Source organism: Desulfonema magnum (assembly GCF_017377395.1).
In the GTDB taxonomy this organism is placed as follows: domain Bacteria; phylum Desulfobacterota; class Desulfobacteria; order Desulfobacterales; family 4be13; genus Desulfonema_C; species Desulfonema_C magnum.
The window spans coordinates 5,751,343-5,773,108 of record NZ_CP061800.1; the positions used below are offsets into that span (position 1 = coordinate 5,751,343).

The window sequence follows — 21,766 nt, forward strand, 5'->3', positions numbered from 1 at the left end:
TTATCCATCGCCTGAGTTTTGATATTGTACTTGGTCTGTAAGGAGTTATCAGTTCAAAAATCAGGAAAATGACGAGTCCGCCCAGGAACAACAAAAATTTTATGGCTGAGAGGTGAGTATCGGGCATCTTTATCCCTTTACCATGAAAATATAAGTGAGAAGCCGGCTTTTTTTAGCAGGTCTTTTTTCATCTCCTGAAAAAAACCCGGCTTCTTTTCCTGCTAATCAATAAGGTATAAGTGAGAAGCCGGCTTTTTTTAGCAGGTCTTTTTTTATCTCCGGGAGAAAAACCCGGGTTCTTTTCATGAATGTTTAACTAATCAATAAGAACAACAGCCATAGCCCCTATTCCTTCTCCTTTTCCGATCATGCCAAGACCTTCCGTGGTTGTGGCCTTGATATTGACGCAATCCCGTGATATTTCCATTGTTCTGGCAATATTGTTTTTCATTTCTTCTCTGTACGGAGAAAGTTTCGGGGCTTCCGCAAAAATGGTTGAGTCCGCGTTTATAATTGAAAACCCCTTGTCACAAACCATTTTACAAGTCATGGCAAGCAGTTTTATGCTGTAAATATTTTTGAATTCAGGATCCGTATCCGGGAAATGCAGACCAATATCCCCCAGACCGGCCGCGCCCAAAAGTGCGTCACATATAGCATGAAGCAGCACATCCGCATCCGAATGTCCGAGCAGCCCCATTTCAAAAGGAATGGTTACGCCGCCCAGAACCAGCTTTCGTCCCGGAACCAGCCGATGAATATCATATCCTGTGCCAATTCGCATTCAAGTTATCTCCTTATGAAAGGTGTTAGGTGTCAGGTGTTAGGTGTTAAGTGTTAGGTGTTAAGTGTCAAGTGTTAGGTGTCAGATGCCCGGTTTCCGGAAGCTTATTTCTTCTATGGCATTTTATACCTGATACGCCAATAAAAGTTTAAGCACTTATTTACAGAGAAATCACGATTGATGTCAAGCTCAGATTTATGCCCTGATCTCGTTCCCGTACTTGCTGACCCGGGTTATATAGCATTCGCACCCAAATTCAGAGCGCTGTTCCAAACCAGTTGTAATTCCAATAACATTCGGAAGGTCTTGCATAATTCGTAAGTCTGAGTTATATGTTGTTTACTGTATGGAAAATTATAAAAATGAGTGTCGGGTACCAGAGTTTCGGGACTTTATTTTTCCACCTAACACCTAACACCTAACACTTTAACACCTAACACCTAACACCTAACACCTAACACCCAACACCTAACACCGAAAACAAAGGAGGTAACATGGCGATTTTTCTTGTACAGCACGGCAAAAGTCTGTCCAAGGACATTGATCCTGAGAAGGGGCTTTCAGAAGAAGGCATATCAGAAACTGAGCGCATCGCAACCGTTGCCAAGGGATATGATGTTCACGTTTCGCGCATCAGACACAGCGGAAAGAAAAGAGCGAGGCAGACTGCTGAAATTTTCTCTGCCGCCCTGGAGCCTGAGAACGGGATTCAGCAAAGCAGCGGAATGGGTCCTCTGGATGATGTGGTCGCATTTGCTGACACCATAACCAGTGAAGATGACATCATGTTTGTGGGTCATCTCCCCTTTATGGAAAAGCTCGCGTCCTATCTGATAACAGGAATGGCTGACAGACCCGTGTTCAAATGCCAGAACAGCGGTATTCTCTGTCTGGACAAATCTCCGGGTACTCAGTCATGGGTGATAAAGTGGTCACTGATGCCGAACATCGGTTAGAAATTTCAGATGCAGGGTGGGCTGAGTGCTGCATAATCCGCCCTGCATGATCATCCGTCAGACGGGCAGACATTTTTCAACGCTCTGATAATGGCTTTTTTATGAACTTCACCCGCGAAATGCACCGGGCTTTTTCCGTAAATGGGATCCCAGCCCGAAGGGTCGGCCGTACAGAAAAACTGGACTTCCAGACCCATACGCACAGCAGCCGCTTCCACAGAAATGCCAGTTATTCGTTTTGCAGCACCCCAGCTCGCGCCGCACGGGGCACCGCGTAACACCCGGATATGGTCAATGGTTCCGCTGACAACCTTTACCTCAAACTCCGGCGCGCCGAATTTCTCTCCATAAAGACCCAGACAATCCTGCCTGGAAAGTCCGCATCAGGTGGGCGGCGTAAACAGGCCCTTCACTCGGAGTTTTTTTCCCGAAGCAACCACAGGAATACCTCTGTTGCCACATATCATCGCAAGATCATAAGAAAGATCAGGATGTTTCAGAAAATCCAGGACCACGTCTGCCCGGATGTCCTCCGAAGGCAGATATGCTTTTGTATCGTCAATAACAGGCGGCAGAGGGGCGTCTATGGAAACAATTTCCACATTAAAGCGATTGGCTCCGTATTCTCTGATTCCCCGCACTTTGGATTCTCCACTGCCATTTTGCTGAAAAACCAAAAGGTTCTGAATGTTGATTGTGTTTTCCCGGTTCATCATTACTCTGTTCTGAAATCCTCCAGTTGTTGAAGTTTTTTCTCAAAAATAGCGTGTTGCCCCTCCAAGGTGTTTGTAAACGTCTCCAGATCATCAAAAAGTTTGTCAATGGCGGCCTGGCATACGTGAATGGATTGTGAAATTTCCACAATCTTTGTACCATCCTGTGCCTGCGACGCGGTCTGCATGGCTTCGTTGAGTAATACCATTTCTTTTTCATACCGCTCAATATCATCTTCTGCCCGGGTGATACGCTGTTCAACGGGTTTCAGAACTTTTCCGCGTTCAGAAATGATCTCGGACCGTCTGCGCCGCATCTCCTTTTTGGTCAGTTTCGAAAGGCCTTCTTCTTCAGCAGTGTTTTTCTGAGCGGATTCGGAAGGCTTCATATGTTTCGAGGACTCATCTTCCCATCCGCCTTTTTCCAGAAAATTCTGATATGTCCCGTCGAAAACCGATATGCCGTTGTTTTGAAAAACAATGAGACGTTCCGCGAGTGCGTGGAGAAACATCTCATTATGCGTAACCATGATTACCACGCCGTCAAAATTGTCAATTGCCGCAAGCAACGCGTCACAGGACTCCATATCAAGATGGTTTGTCGGCTCATCCAAAAGCAGCAGATTCACAGGAGTTACAAGCAGTTTGCCCAGCATCACCCGGCTTTTTTCTCCGCCTGAAAGCACACTGATTTTTTTTAAAGCCGCGTCTCCGTAAAACATCATGGCCCCGCAGATACTCCGCGCATGCTGCCTGTCAACCTCCGGATTTGAATATAAAAATTCCTCCTCAACCGTTCGGGTGTCCACCAACGTCCTGACATTGGTCTGTTCATAAAACCCCTTTTCAACAGCAGGGTTACACACGGTCTCACCTTCCCGGGGCTGAATCGCATCCGCCAGGATTTTGAGAAGTGTTGTCTTGCCTTTCCCGTTTTTTCCGACCACGCAAATACGCTCCCGGGGGCCGACTGAGATACTGAAGTCCCTGATGAGCGGTGTGTCTGAATCATAAGAAAAAGAAATATTCCGGGCGCTCATCACATGCTTTCCGGGAAGCGGCTTGCTGCGAAAAGAAAAATCAAGATTCTTAACAGCTTCAAGTTTATCCCGCTTTTCCATTTTTTCCAATGTCTTAACTCGTGACTGCACCATATTCGCAAGCCTGGCCTTGGCCCTGAACCGGGTAATGAACTGCTCAATTTCTTTTTGTTTACGCTCATCGTTCATGCGGGTTTTTTCATAGATTTCCTCCTCCTGTGCAATCTGCTCATACAATTTTCCGGTATTTCCGGTGATTTTTCGCACTTTTCTGCGGTAAATGGTCATGGTATGTGTAACCACCTTATCCATAAAACTTCTGTCATGGGTAATGAGCATCAGTTCATGGGGCCAGTTGATGAGAAACTGTTTGACCCACCGGATGGAGGTAATATCAAGATAATTGGTGGGCTCATCCAGGAGCAGAAGATCAGGTTCGGAAACAAGCACTTTTGCCAGATTCAGGCGTACCTGAAATCCGCCTGAAAATTCACCCGGGCAGCGATGCATGTCTGCATTGGAAAATCCGAGTCCTCCAAGGATTTTTTCAACTTTCCAGTGATGATCCTTTTCCTGTTCCGGAAGCCCTTTCATGCCTTCTTTCAACACCGTATCTTCTGTAAAGTCCAGATGCTGCCGGACATAACCAATACGGTAATTTTTGGGAATGGTGATCGTGCCTGAATCCGGATGATCCTTACCGATGATCATCCGAAACAGGGTCGTCTTTCCGTGACCGTTCCGCCCTACCACACCAAGCCGTTCACGGTGATTGAGTTTAAAGCTTACGCCTTCAAAAAGTGACTGGGCACCAAAGCTTTTTGTGATATTTTCTACATTGATCATTTTGGTCATTTCCTTTTTTATTCAACAAATAATATAAAGGAACAAAGGTTATGTGTCAATCCTGAAGACGCTGACGAAATTATTATATTTGACAATTTCAGCAATATTCAGCTATCAGAGGCCTCCGAGGTTTTTAAAATCTCGGAGGTCTTATGGCTGAATGAACATTTCATCCGGAGGAGCAGGGTCGGACAACAAAAAAACAATTGATATTTCGTGTATAATATGAAAAAATATTCTGATTATAACGGATTTAGGGGAGGGAGGGCCGACCAAGCCCTGTAAGGGCGGTATATTTGTAGCAGGTTTGCAAGCCCCGGGGCAAGCCCTGTAAGGGCGGCATGTTTGTAGCCGCAGGTTTGCAGGCCCCCGCCAAGCCCCGTGGGGGCGGCATGTTTGCAAATGCTAAAAATATGCCGCCCCTACGGGGCTTTGTCAGCCCGACATGATAACTGCTACAAATATACTGCCCCTGCGGGGCCTGGCGGGCAATGCTGCTGACTTAGGAAATTCCGGGCGGATCCGGAGTGCAAAAATTTTATTTTTGCAATTGCGAAAAAGCATTTTTCGCACTCCGGATAAAATACCGGAAAAACCGCCTACGTTCAGGTCAGAAATATTGGAGCCTGCCGAAGGGATGAGCCTGCCGACAATGCTGCTGACTTAGGAAATTCCGGGCGGATCCGGAGTGCAAAAATTTTATTTTTGCAATTGCGAAAAAGCATTTTTCGCACTCCGGATAAAATACCGGAAAACCCGCCTACGTTCAGGTCAGAAATATTGGAGCCTGCCGAAGGGATGAGCCTGCCGACAATGCTGCTGACTTAGGAAATTCCGGGCGGATCCGGAGTGCAAAAATTTTATTTTTGCAATTGCGAAAAAGCATTTTTCGCACTCCGGATAAAATACCGGAAAACCCGCCTACGTTCAGGTCAGAAATATTGGAGCCTGCCGAAGGGATGAGCCTGCCGACAATGCTGCTGACTTAGGAAATTCCGGGCGGATCCGGAGTGCAAAAATTTTATTTTTGCAATTGCGAAAAAGCATTTTTCGCACTCCGGATAAAATACCGGAAAACCCGCCTACGTTCAAGCTACAAAGATGCCGCCTCTACGGGGCTTTCCCGGCCTCCCCTAAATCCGTCATAATCAGGAAAAACTTATGGTCTGGTACTTATGTTTAAAAAAATTCAACTGACAAATGTTAAGTTCAAAATGGTTGTTATTGCATTTCTGTGTTTCTGTTTTGTCTCGGAATGCAGTCACGCTGAAACAGATACGCTTGTACTTGCCACGGTCAATGCGCCTGATACCAGAATTTATCAGATATCCGAGGCTGTGCTTGGTGAGGCTTTTAAACGAAACTATTTGAAATTAATTTTAAAAACCTACCCTCCGAAACGAGCGGAGAAATTAGCTTCTCTGGGAAAAGTTGACGGCGATGCTCATCGGATTTATCTTTTCAATAAAGATCATCCTGATCTCATAAGGGTTTCGGAACCTGTCCAGTCCATTCGTCAGTCTGTTTTCACCAAAACAGCAAATTTCAAAGTAAAGGGATGGAAAAGTCTGGCTCCTTATAAAATTCTCTATATGAGGGGGATTAAATTCGCAGAAAAAGGACTTAAAGGAGTGGTAAAGAAAGAGAATCTTATCCCTGTTGATTCAACGGAATCGGCTTTTAAGATGTTATCCCGAGGCAGAGGAGATGTTTTTATTACCAGTCCTGAAACCGGATTCAGGGTGATCAAAAAATTATCCCTTGAAAACAGCGGAATAAAATTGCTGACCCCTCCTTTGGTTGTTATAAATCTTTACACCTATCTTCATAAAAAACATATTAAACTGGTTCCTAAGATATCAGATGCCATAAAAGAAATAAAGGCAGATGGTTCTTATCAGAAAATTATTGAAAAAGTGAATGCGTTTTAGTCTGAGAAGATCAAAAATTTCCGGATATTCGGATTCTTTTCGAGTCGATGAAAACTATAAGGATCAGTTTTAGCAAGGATTTTATGTCCTTACCAAACCCAATCCCTGTAGTTTCACGGAAGGAGATAAATCATGTTAAAAAAGATAGTCACAGATTATATTATTCTGCTCACTGTTCTGCTGTGTGCGGCAAACGGACACGCGCTTGAGGTTCGGATTAACAAAGACAAATTTTCTCTTCATGCGGATCAGGTGCCGCTGCAAACGATTTTGCAGCACATGTCCGACGCGGGTATCCGTGTCCGTATTGATCCCAAACTGAATCCGAACATCTCCGCGTCTTTTGAAAATAGGAAGATACAGGAAGGGCTGGAGACAATTCTCAGACCTTTCAGCCATGTTCTGATGTGGGAATCCGGAAAAGCCGCATCACGTCAGACTTTCAAACTCGCGGAGATTCAGGTTTTCAGGCCGGGCAGAAAAGAACTTATGCAGCCATTGGAGAAAAGGTCCGGTCTGTCCGTGGCAAAAAATGCTGAAAACGGTTCGTTATTTGTCAGAGATGAACTCCTCCTGAAGCTCAGGCCGGGAATGAATATTTCGGATTTAAAAGCCCTTTTGTCGCAAATCCGAGGAACAATCATCGGAAAAAATGCGGCAACAGGTATTTATAAAATCCGGGTTCCTGGAAACACCGATGTTCCCACGCTCTCTGACCTGATCACAAAGTATTCACGAATTGCAAAAGCCGAACCAAATTATGCCTATCCCATCTCGATTCCCCGCAGCCTTATTCCGTCTGACCTCGGAAATATCAGTATCCCCGCGCCGAACGGCAAAGCACCCATAGCCATTCTTGATACCGGGCTGATACCGGATTCAGTTCCGGAGGATTTTGTTTTGTCCGCTTTGGACGCGCTGAACCCGGAAGCTCCGATTTCCGATTCACAGGGACATGGCACCCAGATGGCGCTCATTGCTGCCGGGGTTGTCAGACCTCATGGTGTCTCTCCTCAGCAAGGTCAAGAAAAGGGAAGCTATACACCTGTGATTCCCATCCGGGCATTTGATGAAAATGGCATCACATCCGATTTTGGCATCATGCGAAGCATTGATTTTGCCATGAAAAACGGGGCACGAGTCATGAGTCTGAGCTGGGGTTCGGAAACCAAAAGCGATTTTCTGGAAGACGCGTTTGACTATGCAGATGCAAAGGGTCTGATTATTGTGGGGGCTGCCGGAAATGAACCCACGGGAAAGGCATTCTATCCGGCAGCTTATGAATCGGTTATTGGCGTGGGCGCATTGGCCCCGGACGGAACGCCCTGGGAAAACTCCAATTATGGAAATTTTGTAACCCTGTCTGCTCCGGGCTTTGCCACACTGCCTGTAGGCTATGACGGGGACCCCGGAGCTTATGCCGGAACCTCCATTGCCACTGCTTTTGTGGCAAACCGAATCGCGGAATATCTGTCTGAAAATCCGGAAGCAACAAAGCAGGATGTTGCCAATGTTCTCAGGAATGATTTTCACTGATTTTTTGTCAATTTCGTCAGTCTTGCTCATTAATCTCTTCATCTTGTTCCCACGTTGATAGTCCTGCAAAGGTAGTGATGAATCCCGTTCACTCCCCCCGATTATCGGGACGCTGAATCCCATTCATCACTACTTGTGCAGGACTACCCCCACGTTTTGCGTGGGAATGCAGAAGAGATGCTTCGCGTCCTGTGACCTGTCAGGAGCCTGTGTTTTATATGGTCAGCAGATCGAAAAGTTTTCAGGCTGTCACAGAGCGGACGCGACGGACATGGGAGAAACCCGGGGTTTTCCGGCCGGGGCCCTGTCCGGGAAAAAAGCCGAGTTTCTTTGCAGTCCCGCACACCATCCGAAAATTTTTCAATCCGCTGATGTGGTATCTGCTGAATTTTTTTTCAACAAATAACTTTATCGCCTGCCATATTTCTGGTATGGCATTTGGGAATTTTCAATTTAAGGCGTTTCGAATGATTTAAGAGAATTTTCTCAAATACGGACGGACCGCCAAAACCATGAAGGAGATGATCATGGCGGATATAAGCCGGGGGTGCCATGAGGCCCGGACTGATGACATGACTTTGGTAATTGTGAAAAAAAGATCTCCGAGCGATTTCAGCCCTTCTCACGTCAGGTTTGTATTGACAAATCAGAACTGTCCGGAAACAGGTTCATCCTGTTAAAAATTATGAAGTTAAACTTTGATTAAAATGAAAAGAAGGATAAAATGAATGAATCAAATGCAATTGTGCTGGGTGATTTTATTGAGCCGGAATCTTCTGATTTTGAGGGCTCGCTGGTTTTCAGTATCAAAGCTGCCTATATTGAAAAAGGGAAGCTTTGGAAAAGCAAAGACATTACCGCGGAATTTCTCGGAGACTTCTGGAAAGCCATGCTGGATGTGGAACATATCAAGCCGACACTCCACTTTGTTTGTGCTGAACTGCTGGAAAACGCCGTATATCACAGCGTAAAATCGGATTACCTGATCAAGATTCAGCTCTGTTTCAAAACAGATGAATTGCTGATATATGTGAAGAACAGCGCGGATACCAAAAAAATAGAGGAGCTTAAAAAATTTGTCCGTTCGGTACTTGAGGAAAAAAACCTCCAGAAATTGTTTATTAAAAAGATGAAAGAGGCAAAAAAGTCCGGCTGTAAAAAGTCTCAGGTGGGACTGATTACGATTATAAAAGACCGCGGTGCAAAACTCTCCTGGAAACTCGATCCGGGGCCTGAAATCACATCTGTGACGACATTGGCAAGAATCAATCTGAAAAAAAAGGAGACATAAGATGAACCTTGAAGGAGACGGCTACACGATTACTTATAAGGATAATATCATAACGATATTCGGAAAACTCTCACTGATGCTGGAAGATTATGAAGAACTTGAGGACTTTTTTGAAGAAGTTATTAGAACTGAACCATCGGAGATCACGCTGGATATCAGAAATCTTGAATACCTTAACAGTTCCGGAATTAAAACCATCTGTGTAAGCCTGATTCTGGAAGCGGATGATATAGAAGATATTCAGATGAAAATCCTATGTTCAAACCAATATACTTGGCAGAAAGAGACCATTCCCACATTTGAGGATCTGATGGATGATATGGAAATCGTGTTTGAATAAACACCGGCTTATGTTTCGCGCTCCGATATCCATCAGAGAGGGGATGAAAAATGGACGATAAAGAGAAAGAAATAATAAATAAACTAAAAAGGAGAATATCCGGTCTTGAAAAGACGCTTCAGATCGTTACCGGATACTCGGGAAGAACTGAGAAGAATCTGAGACAGTTATTTGAGGTCATCAGCGGTACCATGCCCGTTCCCATGGTGATCACCTCAAAAACAGGCGGCCTGATCTTTTCCAACGAAAAAGCACAGGAAATTTTTGGTTTTTCCGAGAAAAATTTTCATAAAACAGATCCATCTGATTTGTATGAGGATTCCAGAGATTGCGATAGATTTTTGAAAATGAATGAGGCCCAAGGTGAGGTAAAAGGTTTTGCTGTCACCCTGAAAAAAGCTGATGGTTCAAGTTTTCCGGCTTCTCTTTTTTCACGTCATATCTTATTTGAAGGGCAAAACTGCCTGCTGACAGTCATATATGACCTTTCAGAATTCAGAAAGGAAGAAGAAAAAAGGCTGGCACTTGAAAGACAGCTTCGGCAGACCCATAAGATGGAGGCTCTCGGCACCATGGCAGGCGGCATCGCCCATGACTTCAATAATGTCCTGACTGTAATCTTCGGGAGATTGGAACTGGCAATGATGATGCTCTCTGAGGAAAGCAAGGCAAAGCATCACATAAATGATGCGCTGACAGCAGCCGAACGGGCAAGGGCAATGATCATGCAAATTCTTGCTTTTTGCCGCAAAAATGAGGAGGAAAACAGCCCGTTTCCTATCAGTACGATTATTGCCGAAGCAGCAAAAATGATCAGATCGCTGGCACCTTCAAATATCGAAACAAGTTTGCGGATTAATTCAAAATCGTCAATCGTTCTGGGCGATCCCACCCAGATTCATCAGGTGCTGATGAATCTCTGCTCCAATTCAATTTATGCGTTGCAAAACAGGGAAGGTCTCATAGAAATTATTCTTGAGCAGGTGTCTTTTGGTCCCCGGGAAAAAATAACGATTCCCGGTCTCAGCCCCGGGACTTACGTCAGACTGACTGTCAGCGACAACGGTCCGGGCATGGATAAGGGAATTATTGAGCGGGCATTTGATCCGTTTTTTACGACCAAACCGGCAGGAGAAGGAACCGGCATGGGCCTTTCGGTGGTTCATGGTATTATTCAGAGCCACGGCGGTGCCGTGAGTGTGGAAAGCCAGCCCGGAAAGAAAACTGCTTTCCACTGCTATATCCCGGTCATTGCAGAGACTGAGGGCATGACGGAACCGGCCATTGTTCAGAAAACAATTCAGAGGGGCAGCGAAACAATTCTGTTCGTGGATGACGAAAGCGACATCGTGGATATCTGCAGCCAGATGCTGGAAAGTCTGGGATACCATGTGATAACCCGGAACAACGGCCCAGATGCCCTGTCATTGTTCAAAGAAAATCCCAATTTGTTTGATCTGGTGATTACTGACAAAAGCATGCCGGTAATGTCCGGAATCACTATGGCTTCGGAAATGCTGAAAATCCGCCTGGATATCCCTGTCATCCTGATCACAGGCGACAGAATGGAAGACAATCCTCTTTCTGAGATCGGGATCAGAGATATGCTTCGAAAACCATTCAGCCGGAATGATATCGGAGCGGCAATTCAGAAAGCACTGCATAAAAAGCAGGAAAAAGAATATGATAAAAGCTGACGGATCAGATGCTTCTTTTAAAAAAAAACTCGGGCAGCTGGAAAAAGAGAATAAGAAGTTAAGAAAAAAAATAGAACGTCTCAACAAGACCATGGAGATTACAAGCAGGCATGGCGATGTGGTGGCCGGAGAACTGGAAGAAAGAGTTGAGGCGTCAATTAAGGAAATTGAGTCGCATGTCCGTATCATCAGTGAAACTATACCTGTTCCGGTTATTATTGCCAGGATATCCGATGGAAAAATTTTCTATGTAAATGAGCATTCATGCCATGTATTCGGATTCTCATCTGAGGAATTTTTAAAGCATAATGCTTTGGAATTATATAAAAATTCATCTGACAGGAAGATATTTTTAGACATGCTGGCCCAGGAGGGTCAGGTCAAAAATTTTGAAGTAAGACTGAAGAAGAAGAATCGCGGAATACTCTGGGCAGATTTGTTCAGCCAGTCGCTGACGTTTAAAGACGAGCCATGCGTACTCACAGTGATATACGACCTTACGGACCGAAGAGAGGCAGAGAGGGAAATCCGCAGGCTGAGAAAAGAACTGGATCAGAAAGAAATCAAATATCTGATGTTTGAATTAGATGAAGAGGAATACGGCATTGAAATTATAAAAGTCAGGGAGATTGTCGGGATGATGCCGATCACCGCGGTGAACAATACGCCGCCTTATGTGAAAGGGGTCATCAATCTCAGAGACCAGGTGATTCCGGTAACGGATCTCAGGCTCAGGCTGGGACTGAAAGAAACAGCTTATACAAATCAGACCTCCATTATTATCATCGAAAGCGAGGCAGAAGAAAACAACACGGTGACAGGCATCATTGTGGACACTGTGACCGATGTTCTCGGAATCAGGGCAAGGGATGTTGAAGAACCTTCGGCCTTAAATTTTAAAACTGATAACAGCTTTATTTCCGGAATAGCCAAAATTGAGAGCCATATAAAAATTCTTATTAAGTCCGACTATTTATAAGACCATACCCTGACATAAATTTTACGATACTTTTAAAGGAGAAACTAATTTTTTTGAAAAAACAGTTTCTTTCGGAATATTACCGACACTTCCTTACCGCTCTCTCAAAAAATCGCTCCAACTCCCGCACCGCGTCCGCATCTTCAAATATCGCGCCCGCGTTTGCTCTGATTTTATCACTCACCTCCGCTTTCCATGCCTTGTCATTTGCGAGTCTGAGGGCAATCTCTATATAAGACTGGGGATCGCTTGCAATGCAGTCCGTGACCCCCATTTGTTTGTAGCAGCCCAAAGTCACTCTTCCGCGCATGAACGGACCCGGCCAGGTCACAATAGGCACACCGCAGGCAAAGGACTCATATGTTGTGTTCCCTCCGCCAAAATAAGGCGGCTCAAGCAACGCGTCAGCGACTCTCAGCAGACATAAAAAATCTTTTGTGGGCATGGCTTTGAGAAACCGCACCCGGTCAATAACATCAGGAAACGTTTTTCTGAAGCGGTCAAGCAGCAATTTTGCCCAGTGTTCAAACGCGTGCCCTTCAATCAGGATGAGCAGGCCGCGAGGATCACGGCGTAAAATCGCCCCGAGGGCAGCGTCAAAATCAGGATGAAACTTAAACGGGGCCTGGGGACATATGTACAAATGATAGCCATGAGGAAGACCGAATTTCTCCCGTGAGGGCCATTCTTCAGGCAGTTCCGGGGGATAGTAATAAACAGGCAGCCGTTTCAGAAGAACCAGTTGTTCTGAATAATGATCCTGTGCCCCGGGAGGTTCCAGCAATTCAGAGGAGATGAAATAATCCATATTGGGAATGCCCGTTGTCACCGGATGTCCCCATGTCACGCACTGCACCGGTGCCAGACGTGAAAACGCCAGAAAATAGGTGAGAGAATCCATTCCGATATCAGGATAGAATAAAACATCCAAAGAATGCCCCGCGATGATTTCAGCAGCCGGTTTCATCTCTGTGGGCAAATCAACCACCTCATCGGCCCCTTCATTAATGGATTCTATCAGATGACTTTCTCCGCCCGGGAAACGGAACAGCTTCACATAAAATTTCTCCCGCGACAAATTTTTTATAATCCCGCGATTCAGTTTTCCGATGGTTTGCTGGTTCATATTATACAGGTGCATGGAAACAATACCGATTTTTATTGGAAACTTGAAACTCGGGGCTTGAAACTTGAAACTTGAAACTGGAAATTTGGGTCTGAGTTTCGAGTTTCGAGTTTCCAGTTTCCAGTTTCCAGTTTCCAGTTTCCAGTTTCCAGTTTCCAGTTTCCAGTTTCCAGTTTCCAGTTTCCAGTTTCCAGTTTCCAGTTTCCAGTTTCCAGTTTCCAAGTAAAACGAGGCGATTTTTTGCTGGATTTCTCTGTCGTTCAATCCGTGGTATGCAAGGTAGAAGTTTGTCGAGCCGACCTGTTTATGGGGGTCTCGGAGTGTGATGCCCTTGTTTTTCAGGGTGTTGATTTCCTCACAGATTTTGTTTCGGTAGTATTCAATTTGTTCTTTTGATTCATATATGACAGGGAGCATCAGGGCTTTTCTGATTTCAATTCCGGGGTCAGGTCTTATCTCCAGGCTTTTCTCACAACAGGATATCGCTTCAGCCAGCTTTCCCTGATAGATATAGGCGTTCCGCATATTGTCATACGCGATGGCGTAGTCCGGTTTTATCTCCAGTGCCTTTTGGTAACATAAAATGGCCTGGTCCGCTTTGCCCTGGTCCTGAAGCGTATTTCCGATGTTCAGGTAAGCGGAAACATCGTCCGGCTTGATTTGCAGGACCTTCTGATAACACGCGAGTGCGTCATTAAATCTGCCTTTTTCTTTAAATGCCGTTCCCATGCTGTTAAATGCCTCGGCAAAGTCCGGCTTTATCTCCAATGCTTTCTGATAGCAGGAAACTGCCTCATTGAATTTACCGCAGTCTTTCAGCAGGTTTCCCATGTTGTTAAGCACTTCAACATATTCGGGTCTTATTTCCAGGGCTTTCTGATAACACGCGAGGGCCTGGTCCGGCTTACGCTGATCTTTAAACGCCATTCCCATGTTATGATAGGCTTCGGCATAGTCCGGTCTGAACTGTATGGCTTTCTGATAAGCAGCAATGGCGTCCTCTGTTTTTCCCTGATCTTTGAAAGCTGTTCCGATGTTGTTATACGCGTCAACATAATTCGGCTTTATTTCCAGAGCTTTTTGATAACACTCAATGGCTTCATCTAATTTTTTCTGATCCTGAAGGGCAAATCCCATGTTATTGTAAGCATCTGCAAAATCAGATTTTATTTTCAGCGTGTTCTGATAACAGGCAATGGCTTCATTCAGTTTGCCCTGGCTCTGAAATACAATACCAAGATTATTATGATAAGTCGGACGGTTGGGATCAATTCGGATGGCCTGACGAATCAGGTCCGCGGCCATGTCTTTTTTGCCTGTCTGATGGGAAAGCACACCGAATAAATGCAAGGAATCAGAATGGTTAGGATGACTTTCGAGTATTTTTCTGTAAATTTTCTCAGCCTGCTCCAATTGTCCTGTCTGATGATACTGAACTGCTTTTTGAAACTCATGATCCGGATCAGAAGAAGATGCGTTTAAAGAGATATTCTTTTTTTCTGATTTTTTAACGGCTCCGGAGATTTTTTGCTTTTTTGTTTTCTTTTTTTTACGACTCATTTGGATATTTCTCCGTTAATATAACTTAACGACTTAAAATATTGCCGGAAATTTTTTATCCGATTTATGCCTTATCATAAAATATGAATTTACGGAACTTAATATCTGTAAGGGATTTTCCCAAAAATAAAATTCTGCCTTGCAATCTGAATCGGGTATATGATTTATTCGAAGCTCCCTAAGTCAATAGTTTTCTGGTTCCCATCGCGTGAGAATGCCTTTGGGACGCCTCGCGTCTCGGATAATAATCGAAATCAGGACGCAAAGCGTGGGAACGAGATTAACGAGATTAAATCAGGACGCAAAGCGTCCGCTCTGCATTCCCACGCAAAGCGTGGGAACGAGATTAACGAGATTGACAGGATTAACGAGATTACCTGGGTTTTTTTCATCTGATGATTATAAAATTCGATAAGAATTATGGGGAAAAGGCAAGGGGCAAGGGGCAAGAGGAACTTAACCCGGTCGCTAAATTCCCCTCGCCCCTTCTGTCAATCACCCCTCGCCAAATTATTTACTGATAAATCCCCCGGCTGCGAACAAAAGAAAGATTTCAAAAGTAGCAACTGCCGTATAATCGCCGTTAAAGAGGGCATAAACAATGCCTCCGCCGATAATGGCAGGCACGCCAAAAGTAACCAAAGTTCCCAACTTTCTGCTGATACTCATACTAACTCTCCAACTTTGTTTATGATATGATTTTTTAAACCGCTCTCTGAATAACCCTCTGGCAGGATTTGCGAAGTTTTATAAAAACTTCCGAAATCCTGCCCGGGCAAAAAAATTACATGGCTGTGTCTAACGTTCAACAATCATAGCCATACCCATTCCGCCGCCAATACACATGGAAATCAAACCCGTTGTGTATCCCTTGCGCTTCATTTGGTTCATTCCGCTTACCATCTGACGGGCACCGGTGCATCCGATGGGATGTCCCAGAGAAATACCGCTTCCCAGCTGATTGGGTTTTTCCGTGTCAATGCCCAGCTCGCGCATACATCCGATGGCCTGAGACGCAAACGCCTCATTCAGCTCGATCATATCCATATCACCGATGCTCATGCCTGTGGCCTTCAGCACTTTCCGTACCGCGGGCACAGGTCCCAGTCCCATATATGCCGGATCAAGACCGCCGCTGGCAAATGCTTTAATTTTTACAATAGGCTCAAGTCCCAGTTCTTTTGCCTTCTCAGCAGTCATCATAAGCACTGCGGCAGCCGCGTCGTTGATTCCCGAAGCGTTTCCTGCGGTAACTGTTCCGTCTTTTTTAAAGGCAGGTCTTAATTTTGCCATTTTTTCCATGTTTGTGTCCATGGGACGTTCATCCGTGTCAAAGACCACCTCGCCCTTGCGGGTTTTTATTACAATTGGCGTAATTTCTTCGGCAAAAATACCGTCTGCGATGGCTTTTCTTGCGCGATTATGACTCAGGACGCCCAGCTCATCCTGCTCCTGTCTGCTGATGTCATACGTGGAAGCGATGTTTTCAGCAGTCATACCCATGTGATATCCGTAGAAAATTTCATACAGACCGTCAAACACCATGAGATCATGGACATCTCCCACGCCAGTAAGCTCCATCCGATGTCCCCACCGGGCTTTGAGCAGTGCCAGCGGGGCCCGGCTCATATTTTCTTGTCCCCCGGCAAGCACCACATCCGCCTCTTCCGCCATAATGGAAGTGGCACCCAGGGCAATGGCTTTCAGACCGGAGCCGCATATTTTGTTAATGGTCATGGCCGGGGTTTCCTTTGAAAACCCTGCCCGTATCATTGCCTGTCTCGCGGTATTCTGCCCCTGACCGGCCTGAAGCACATTTCCCATAATCACCTCATCAACGGTGACAGGGGCAGCAGAATCATCCCAGTCATATGCGTTTTTCTCAATCTCAATAAGCCCCCGGCCTTTCAGCTTATCCGGTGTGCCTTCCTCCATGGTCTCATTCAGAACCGGCCTTAATCCTGCCCGTTTCAGTGTATCTTTCATAATAACTGAACCCATTTCAACCACTGATACGTCCTTTAAGCCAGCTCCGAATGTTCCAATTGCGGTTCTTGCACCACTTACAATTACGACTTCTTTCATTTCTTTACAGCCTCCTTAAGTAATTTATTAAAAATAATTTCTTTCAAAAAGTGAACAAAAAGTGTTAGGTGTTGGGTGTTGGGGTGTTAGGGTGTTATAGGTGTTATAGGTGTTAGGTGTTAAGTGTTAGGTGTTAGGTGTTAAAAAAAAATGTAGATTTTGAATATCTGACACTTGACAACTGACACTTTCATATAAACGGCCATGAGCGGTTCGCTCACAACGAAACATGAAAGAACTTTTAACTTCAGTCACTTTATTAACTTTAGTCACTTCAGGCACTTTCATATAAACTCCCATGTCCTGCGGACACAACAAAGGATGAAACTTTTGATTTTTGGTTCAAAATGTCATAACTACTCTCAGAATAAATATTTATCAACAATTATAACAGGAAGGACGGTTATGACTAAAAAATCAGACACCCCGATTATTTCAGTAATGCATCCCGTTTGTTGCGGACTGGACGTTCACAAGAATATTATTTCAGCATGTCTTATTACTCTGAATCCCCTTGGCTCGCCGCAATATGAAGTGAGGGAATTCCCGACTTTTACAGACAGCCTTTTCCTTTTAAGGGACTGGCTGACCGACAATAATTGTCCGACAGTTGCAATGGAAAGTACAAGTGTGTATTGGCGTCCGGTTCACAATATCCTTGAAGGACATCTGGATGTTGTCCTGGTAAATGCGCGCCATATAAAAAATGTTCCCGGCAGAAAGACGGATACCGAGGACAGCAGATGGCTTGCCAATCTCCTTCGCCACGGGCTTGTGAAAGGCAGTTTTATTCCGGCAAAGGAAGTGAGACAATGGCGTGACCTGACAACGCTTCGGAAAAATTACACACAGACTCTCGGAGATTACAAGAGGCGTGTTCATAAACTGTTCGAGACCGCCAATATCAAAATCAGTTCTGTGGTGACCGATCTGTTCGGAGTGACAGGACGTAACCTGATCAGTCTCCTTTGTGACGAAGATGCGGATTTAAGCCTTGAAAATATTGAAAAATGTGCGAAAGGAAGTCTCGGTTCCAAAAGTGCGGAACTTCATCGCAGTATTCAGGGTTTTTTTGAAGATCACCATCGTTTTCAGTTAAAACTGCTTATGGATACAATTGAGGCAACGGAGCGGAATATTAAATCCGTAACTGCCCGTCTTGCCAGGCTTATGAGGCCTCATCAGGAAGTTTTGGATCGTCTGGACGAAGTATACGGGATTAACACAGTGGCCGGTCAGTCAGTGCTCAGTCATATAGGATTCACACTGGAAGAATTCGGAAATGAGGCTGCTTTCTGTTCCTGGGCAGGACTTTGTCCCGGAAATAATGAAAGTGCCGGCAAGCGTAAAAGCGGCAGGTCCCCGGTCCGAAATCATCCCTTTAAAACAGTCATGGTTGAAATTGCATGGTCTGCCATTAAGAAGAGGGACTCATATTATAAGGACAAATATTATCGTATAAAATATCGGCGCGGAGCCAAAAAAGCTGTTGTCGCAGTTGCTCACAGCATAGCAAAGGGAATTTATCATATAATAAAATACGGAGAATCTTTTGAGGATCTGGGTAAAGGATATCTTTCCGGCAAAAATCAGGAAAAAAAGATAAACAGACTAAAAAAACAGGCCGCACAGTTAGGATATGACCTGGTTGCTTCCGCTTAACAGAGAATAACCTTAAAATAAATTGAAAACTGTAAAGAATATGAAGAATATACCGAATCCGTTTTTTAACAGGAAAGGATAATAACAGCCTGATGTAAATAAAACTGAAGCACTTCACATTTTAAGGTCGGTGAAAAAATGGCGCCGCGAGCCCGATATAAACATGACCGGCCGGTCACCTGCACAACAAAATGTCAGCTCTTTTAAGAGACTACGAATATAAAACTTTTTTTTCAGGACCGGCCTCATTTTTTAAGAAGTGCGGAAATATTTTAAAAAGTCGTTCGGAGACTACGGGACAAGTGTTTTTTTACTCTGAATATCCGTATTCGGCAATTATTTTATTCAGATAACGAACTAAATTTATTTCTTATTAATTAGAGTTTCATATAAACGGCCATGAGCGGTCCGCTCACAACGAAACATGAAAGAACTTTTAACTTCAGTCACTTTATTAACTTTAGTCACTTCAGGCACTTTCATATAAACAGTCAATGACCTACTACCGGTCCAACGCAGTATGAAAGTTTTATAGTTTTTCTTAACACCTAACACCTAAAACCTAACACCCTAACACCTAACACCTAACACCTAACACCTAACACCTAACACCCTAACACCCTAACACCCTAACACCTAACACTCAACACCGAACACCTGATTAATAAAAAAAAGGACGATAACATAAAAAAAGATTCAAGGTCAATGGGAGAGAATCATGTGTTTAATTTTTTTTTCATATAACCAGCATACAGACTATCGGCTGATACTCGCCGCAAACCGGGACGAATATTATGAGCGTCCCACACAAGCGCTTGATTTTTGGGATGATACACCGCATATACTTGCAGGCAGAGACCTCAGAGGTAACGGCACATGGATGGGAATCACCCGAACCGGCCGTTGGGCTGCCATCACCAATTTCAGAGACCCGGCTTCATTAAAAGCAGATGCGCCTTCCCGGGGCATGCTTGTCAGCAATTTTCTTATTGGAGAAGCATCCCCGGAAGCCTATCTTGAACATATCAGCAGCATCGGACACAGGTATAACGGATTTAACCTGCTGGTGGGAGATGCTTCAACGCTTTGTTATTACTCGAACAGGGGAAATGGCATTCAGAAAATGAATCCCGGTCTGTATGGTCTGAGCAATCATCTTATTGATACACCGTGGCCTAAGGTGAAAAAAGGAAAAGCTGATCTTGAAATTCCGCTTGCAAGGAAAGAAATAGATTTTAAAGATATATTTCAGATACTTGAAAACAAAGATCATCCTCCGGATGAGACCCTGCCGGATACTGGTGTCGGTCTCACCTGGGAGCGCATCCTTTCACCCTTGTTTGTCACCAGCGATATTTACGGAACCCGCTCATCATCCGTCCTTTTAATGGAAAAGACCGGGAAGATAAGCTTTTGGGAACGCACATTTATTCCAAATCATCATGGTGATGCTGACGCGGGGGAAACACGGAAGTTCAGTTTTGTTGTTGTATAGGGGATTAAGATAAGAACTACAGGGAAAGGGGATAAGAAACGCTCATAAAAAAGCCGGGTTTTTCACCCCCGGTCATGAAAATATGCGGTGGGAACAGACAAAAAACCCGGCTTTTCCGAATGTATTTTCATGGTAAAGGGAATTTTTTCCCTTTCTTATCCCCTTTCCTTGTCATTTCTTTAAAACAGGGGAGCGTGATATTCCGGAGAACAGGCCGCGTTCTTCCAAAAAATATTGTCCGGCATATTCTGCTGCGGGTAGCATAACCCGTTTTTCAAAGCAAAGATAAGATCAGCACGGGACCTTACAGGCATTGCAAATCCGGTTCTTACCTTGCCCAGTTCATTAAGGGAATGTGCGTCGCTGCCGCCGCTTTCAGTTAAAAAATATTTCTGACGCCAACTGTCAACACGGTGATTTTCAGCGTCTGTATTCCGGCCGTTCACACTTTCAACAATATCACAGAGACCTTCACGGATAACATACTCCTGAACGGCTCTGTTTTTTCTGAAAGGATGAGCTGCAATGGCTGCCCCTCCGAGTTGTTTAACCTGTCTGAGCAGTTCCGTAGCAGACAGGTCTTCTGCAATGTCTTCAAAAGGGCCGAAAATCAGGAAATCACCGTCATCAGTGGTGTATTCCATGCCAAACAGGATACACAGGCCATCATTCTGTATCCCCTCTCTGATGTGATGTCGGATATTCATGGTCTGATGATCAGTGATACATACGCCGTCAAGCCCCCGATGTTTGGCGTGTTTCAGGATATCATCAATTTTTAGCTGACTGCATATGGAAATTGTTGTATGAACATGAAGATCAAAAAGCATCATCCACTCTCCGTAAAATTGAGAATTGAGAAATTCTGATTCCGCTTTCAGGTTTTGTTATGAACGCAGGTTCATGCCCGTTCACAGGAATGCCATAAATTATAAGAAGAGGCTAAGAAAAGCAAATATTTAATTTCAATGAAAAAAAATAAAAGAATAGATTTGATCTATGAGAGAGGTCTTCAGCAGATCGAAAAGTTTTCGGGTTGTGTGCGGTACGGCAAAGAAACCCGGCTTTTTTTCCGGAACAGGGCGTTTTCCCTCGCCGGAAAAGCCGGATTTCTTCCCCTGTCCGCCGTATCTGCCCCGTGACAGCCCGAACTTTTCGATCTGCCGGTTTTAGCTGAAAGCTGTCACTTGACGACCGAAGCCTTTCTCCGGAAAAAGACTATTCATGGTTTGCCACAATGATCGTGAATCCTGACAAACCAGCAAGAAACATCCTTTCCGGCGGGAAAATCCGACGTACAGAACCACCAAAGATATTTACGGAAAAGCTGTGTGCCGCGACCAAGGCTGATATGCCAGGACTCTATGCTGAAGAAGGGATTTGGTATGATGCTTTGTTCGTGATTTCACAACTGATTGAAGCCAACCCGGCCAATAAAACCTTTCGTGATCAGCGAGCGGACCTTCTTGAACAGGTGGGGCTTCATAAAGTGGCGGTGTCCGAAAAAAGTGAGAAGTGAGAAGCGATATCGCTACAGATAAGCATATAACATGTAGGGTGGGTGCAGCGAAGCGAAACCCACCAAACAGCATTTAGCGCAGACGGTGGGTTTCGCTTCGCTACACCCACCCTACATTTTGGGCAGATTATTATATCCGGGTTGTTTGTAGCACAATTTTTCAAATTGTGCCTGAACAAATTGCAAATTTGTTCTATATCAAATTA

The 21,766-nt window shown here is 44.6% G+C and carries 18 protein-coding genes; 11 read left to right on the top strand and 7 right to left on the bottom strand.

The annotated features are described in order from the left end of the window. Positions 1-316 precede the first annotated feature (316 nt). The gene (gene ispF, locus dnm_RS21935; protein WP_207679032.1) at positions 317-784 is read right to left on the bottom strand and encodes a 2-C-methyl-D-erythritol 2,4-cyclodiphosphate synthase; all 468 of its coding nucleotides are present in this window, start codon (positions 782-784) and stop codon (positions 317-319) included. Positions 785-1,278: 494 nt separating this feature from the next. On the opposite strand from ispF, the gene sixA reads away from it, so the two are divergent. Beyond that, positions 1,279-1,740 carry a phosphohistidine phosphatase SixA gene (gene sixA / locus dnm_RS21940; protein ID WP_207679033.1) on the top strand — a complete coding sequence of 154 codons (462 nt, stop codon included), beginning with the start codon at positions 1,279-1,281 and terminating at the stop codon, positions 1,738-1,740. Between the two features lie 50 nt (positions 1,741-1,790). Here sixA and dfsP read toward each other — a convergent pair whose 3' ends face one another. Both dfsP and dnm_RS21950 read right to left on the bottom strand, forming a co-directional pair. Continuing rightward, positions 1,791-2,456, bottom strand: coding sequence for a DUF166 family (seleno)protein DfsP (gene dfsP / locus dnm_RS21945; protein ID WP_267461792.1), 666 nt, complete (start codon positions 2,454-2,456; stop codon positions 1,791-1,793). Continuing rightward, positions 2,456-4,339 carry an ABC-F family ATP-binding cassette domain-containing protein gene (locus dnm_RS21950; protein ID WP_207679034.1) on the bottom strand — a complete coding sequence of 628 codons (1,884 nt, stop codon included), beginning with the start codon at positions 4,337-4,339 and terminating at the stop codon, positions 2,456-2,458. Before dnm_RS21950 ends, dfsP begins: the two co-directional genes overlap by 1 nt. 1,175 nt (positions 4,340-5,514) lie before the next feature. Between dnm_RS21950 and dnm_RS21955 the strand changes: the two genes are divergently transcribed. The 6 genes from dnm_RS21955 (at position 5,515) to dnm_RS21980 (ending at position 12,113) form a co-directional block, all read left to right on the top strand. Then, positions 5,515-6,270 (top strand): type 2 periplasmic-binding domain-containing protein, encoded by a 756-nt coding sequence (locus dnm_RS21955; RefSeq protein ID WP_207679035.1) that lies wholly within the window; start codon positions 5,515-5,517, stop codon positions 6,268-6,270. Between the two features lie 132 nt (positions 6,271-6,402). Next, positions 6,403-7,806: a S8 family peptidase gene (locus tag dnm_RS21960; RefSeq protein WP_207679036.1), complete on the top strand. Its 1,404-nt coding sequence runs from the start codon at positions 6,403-6,405 to the stop codon at positions 7,804-7,806. A gap of 724 nt (positions 7,807-8,530) precedes the next feature. Beyond that, positions 8,531-9,097, top strand: coding sequence for a DUF6272 family protein (locus tag dnm_RS21965; protein WP_207679037.1), 567 nt, complete (start codon positions 8,531-8,533; stop codon positions 9,095-9,097). Between the two features lies 1 nt (position 9,098). Beyond that, positions 9,099-9,437, top strand: coding sequence for a hypothetical protein (locus dnm_RS21970; RefSeq protein WP_207679038.1), 339 nt, complete (start codon positions 9,099-9,101; stop codon positions 9,435-9,437). Between the two features lie 50 nt (positions 9,438-9,487). Further along, positions 9,488-11,134, top strand: a complete 1,647-nt coding sequence (locus tag dnm_RS21975) for a hybrid sensor histidine kinase/response regulator (RefSeq protein WP_207679039.1) — start codon at positions 9,488-9,490, stop codon at positions 11,132-11,134. After that, positions 11,121-12,113, top strand: coding sequence for a chemotaxis protein CheW (locus dnm_RS21980; RefSeq protein ID WP_207679040.1), 993 nt, complete (start codon positions 11,121-11,123; stop codon positions 12,111-12,113). The genes dnm_RS21975 and dnm_RS21980 overlap by 14 nt, the downstream gene beginning before the upstream one ends. 79 nt (positions 12,114-12,192) lie before the next feature. On the opposite strand, the gene dnm_RS21985 is transcribed toward dnm_RS21980, so the two are convergent. Beyond that, positions 12,193-14,799 (bottom strand): tetratricopeptide repeat protein, encoded by a 2,607-nt coding sequence (locus dnm_RS21985; protein WP_207679041.1) that lies wholly within the window; start codon positions 14,797-14,799, stop codon positions 12,193-12,195. A gap of 159 nt (positions 14,800-14,958) precedes the next feature. On the opposite strand from dnm_RS21985, the gene dnm_RS21990 reads away from it, so the two are divergent. After that, entirely contained in the window at positions 14,959-15,195 is a 237-nt protein-coding gene (locus dnm_RS21990) for a hypothetical protein (protein WP_207679042.1), read from the top strand. Positions 15,196-15,309: 114 nt separating this feature from the next. On the opposite strand, the gene dnm_RS21995 is transcribed toward dnm_RS21990, so the two are convergent. Both dnm_RS21995 and dnm_RS22000 read right to left on the bottom strand, forming a co-directional pair. Next, a complete protein-coding gene (locus dnm_RS21995; RefSeq protein WP_207679043.1) occupies positions 15,310-15,468 on the bottom strand; it encodes a hypothetical protein in 159 nt (52 codons plus the stop codon). Between the two features lie 129 nt (positions 15,469-15,597). Further along, a complete protein-coding gene (locus tag dnm_RS22000; protein ID WP_207679044.1) occupies positions 15,598-16,884 on the bottom strand; it encodes a thiolase family protein in 1,287 nt (428 codons plus the stop codon). A gap of 405 nt (positions 16,885-17,289) precedes the next feature. On the opposite strand from dnm_RS22000, the gene dnm_RS22005 reads away from it, so the two are divergent. Further along, the gene (locus dnm_RS22005; protein WP_207677974.1) at positions 17,290-18,546 is read left to right on the top strand and encodes an IS110 family RNA-guided transposase; all 1,257 of its coding nucleotides are present in this window, start codon (positions 17,290-17,292) and stop codon (positions 18,544-18,546) included. 718 nt (positions 18,547-19,264) lie between these two features. Then, entirely contained in the window at positions 19,265-20,041 is a 777-nt protein-coding gene (locus tag dnm_RS22010) for an NRDE family protein (RefSeq protein ID WP_207679045.1), read from the top strand. Positions 20,042-20,220: 179 nt separating this feature from the next. Here the strand turns inward: dnm_RS22010 and dnm_RS22015 are convergent, their stop codons facing one another. Further along, the gene (locus dnm_RS22015; RefSeq protein WP_246556057.1) at positions 20,221-20,874 is read right to left on the bottom strand and encodes a PHP domain-containing protein; all 654 of its coding nucleotides are present in this window, start codon (positions 20,872-20,874) and stop codon (positions 20,221-20,223) included. Positions 20,875-21,221: 347 nt separating this feature from the next. Here dnm_RS22015 and dnm_RS22020 point away from each other — a divergent pair, with 347 nt between their 5' ends. After that, positions 21,222-21,560, top strand: a complete 339-nt coding sequence (locus tag dnm_RS22020) for a DUF928 domain-containing protein (RefSeq protein WP_276571911.1) — start codon at positions 21,222-21,224, stop codon at positions 21,558-21,560. The last annotated feature ends 206 nt before the right edge of the window (positions 21,561-21,766 follow it).

Excerpts from the sequence above, each read along its gene's own strand:
- ispF (WP_207679032.1), bottom strand. The coding sequence starts at position 784 with ATGCGAATTGGCACAGGATATGATATTCATCGGCTGGTTCCGGGACGA.
- sixA (WP_207679033.1), top strand. The coding sequence starts at position 1,279 with ATGGCGATTTTTCTTGTACAGCACGGCAAAAGTCTGTCCAAGGACATT.
- dnm_RS21950 (WP_207679034.1), bottom strand. The coding sequence starts at position 4,339 with ATGATCAATGTAGAAAATATCACAAAAAGCTTTGGTGCCCAGTCACTT.
- dnm_RS21955 (WP_207679035.1), top strand. The coding sequence starts at position 5,515 with ATGTTTAAAAAAATTCAACTGACAAATGTTAAGTTCAAAATGGTTGTT.
- dnm_RS21960 (WP_207679036.1), top strand. The coding sequence starts at position 6,403 with ATGTTAAAAAAGATAGTCACAGATTATATTATTCTGCTCACTGTTCTG.
- dnm_RS21965 (WP_207679037.1), top strand. The coding sequence starts at position 8,531 with ATGAATGAATCAAATGCAATTGTGCTGGGTGATTTTATTGAGCCGGAA.
- dnm_RS21970 (WP_207679038.1), top strand. The coding sequence starts at position 9,099 with ATGAACCTTGAAGGAGACGGCTACACGATTACTTATAAGGATAATATC.
- dnm_RS21975 (WP_207679039.1), top strand. The coding sequence starts at position 9,488 with ATGGACGATAAAGAGAAAGAAATAATAAATAAACTAAAAAGGAGAATA.
- dnm_RS21980 (WP_207679040.1), top strand. The coding sequence starts at position 11,121 with ATGATAAAAGCTGACGGATCAGATGCTTCTTTTAAAAAAAAACTCGGG.
- dnm_RS21985 (WP_207679041.1), bottom strand. The coding sequence starts at position 14,799 with ATGAGTCGTAAAAAAAAGAAAACAAAAAAGCAAAAAATCTCCGGAGCC.
- dnm_RS21990 (WP_207679042.1), top strand. The coding sequence starts at position 14,959 with ATGATTTATTCGAAGCTCCCTAAGTCAATAGTTTTCTGGTTCCCATCG.
- dnm_RS21995 (WP_207679043.1), bottom strand. The coding sequence starts at position 15,468 with ATGAGTATCAGCAGAAAGTTGGGAACTTTGGTTACTTTTGGCGTGCCT.
- dnm_RS22000 (WP_207679044.1), bottom strand. The coding sequence starts at position 16,884 with ATGAAAGAAGTCGTAATTGTAAGTGGTGCAAGAACCGCAATTGGAACA.
- dnm_RS22005 (WP_207677974.1), top strand. The coding sequence starts at position 17,290 with ATGACTAAAAAATCAGACACCCCGATTATTTCAGTAATGCATCCCGTT.
- dnm_RS22010 (WP_207679045.1), top strand. The coding sequence starts at position 19,265 with ATGTGTTTAATTTTTTTTTCATATAACCAGCATACAGACTATCGGCTG.
- dnm_RS22015 (WP_246556057.1), bottom strand. The coding sequence starts at position 20,874 with ATGATGCTTTTTGATCTTCATGTTCATACAACAATTTCCATATGCAGT.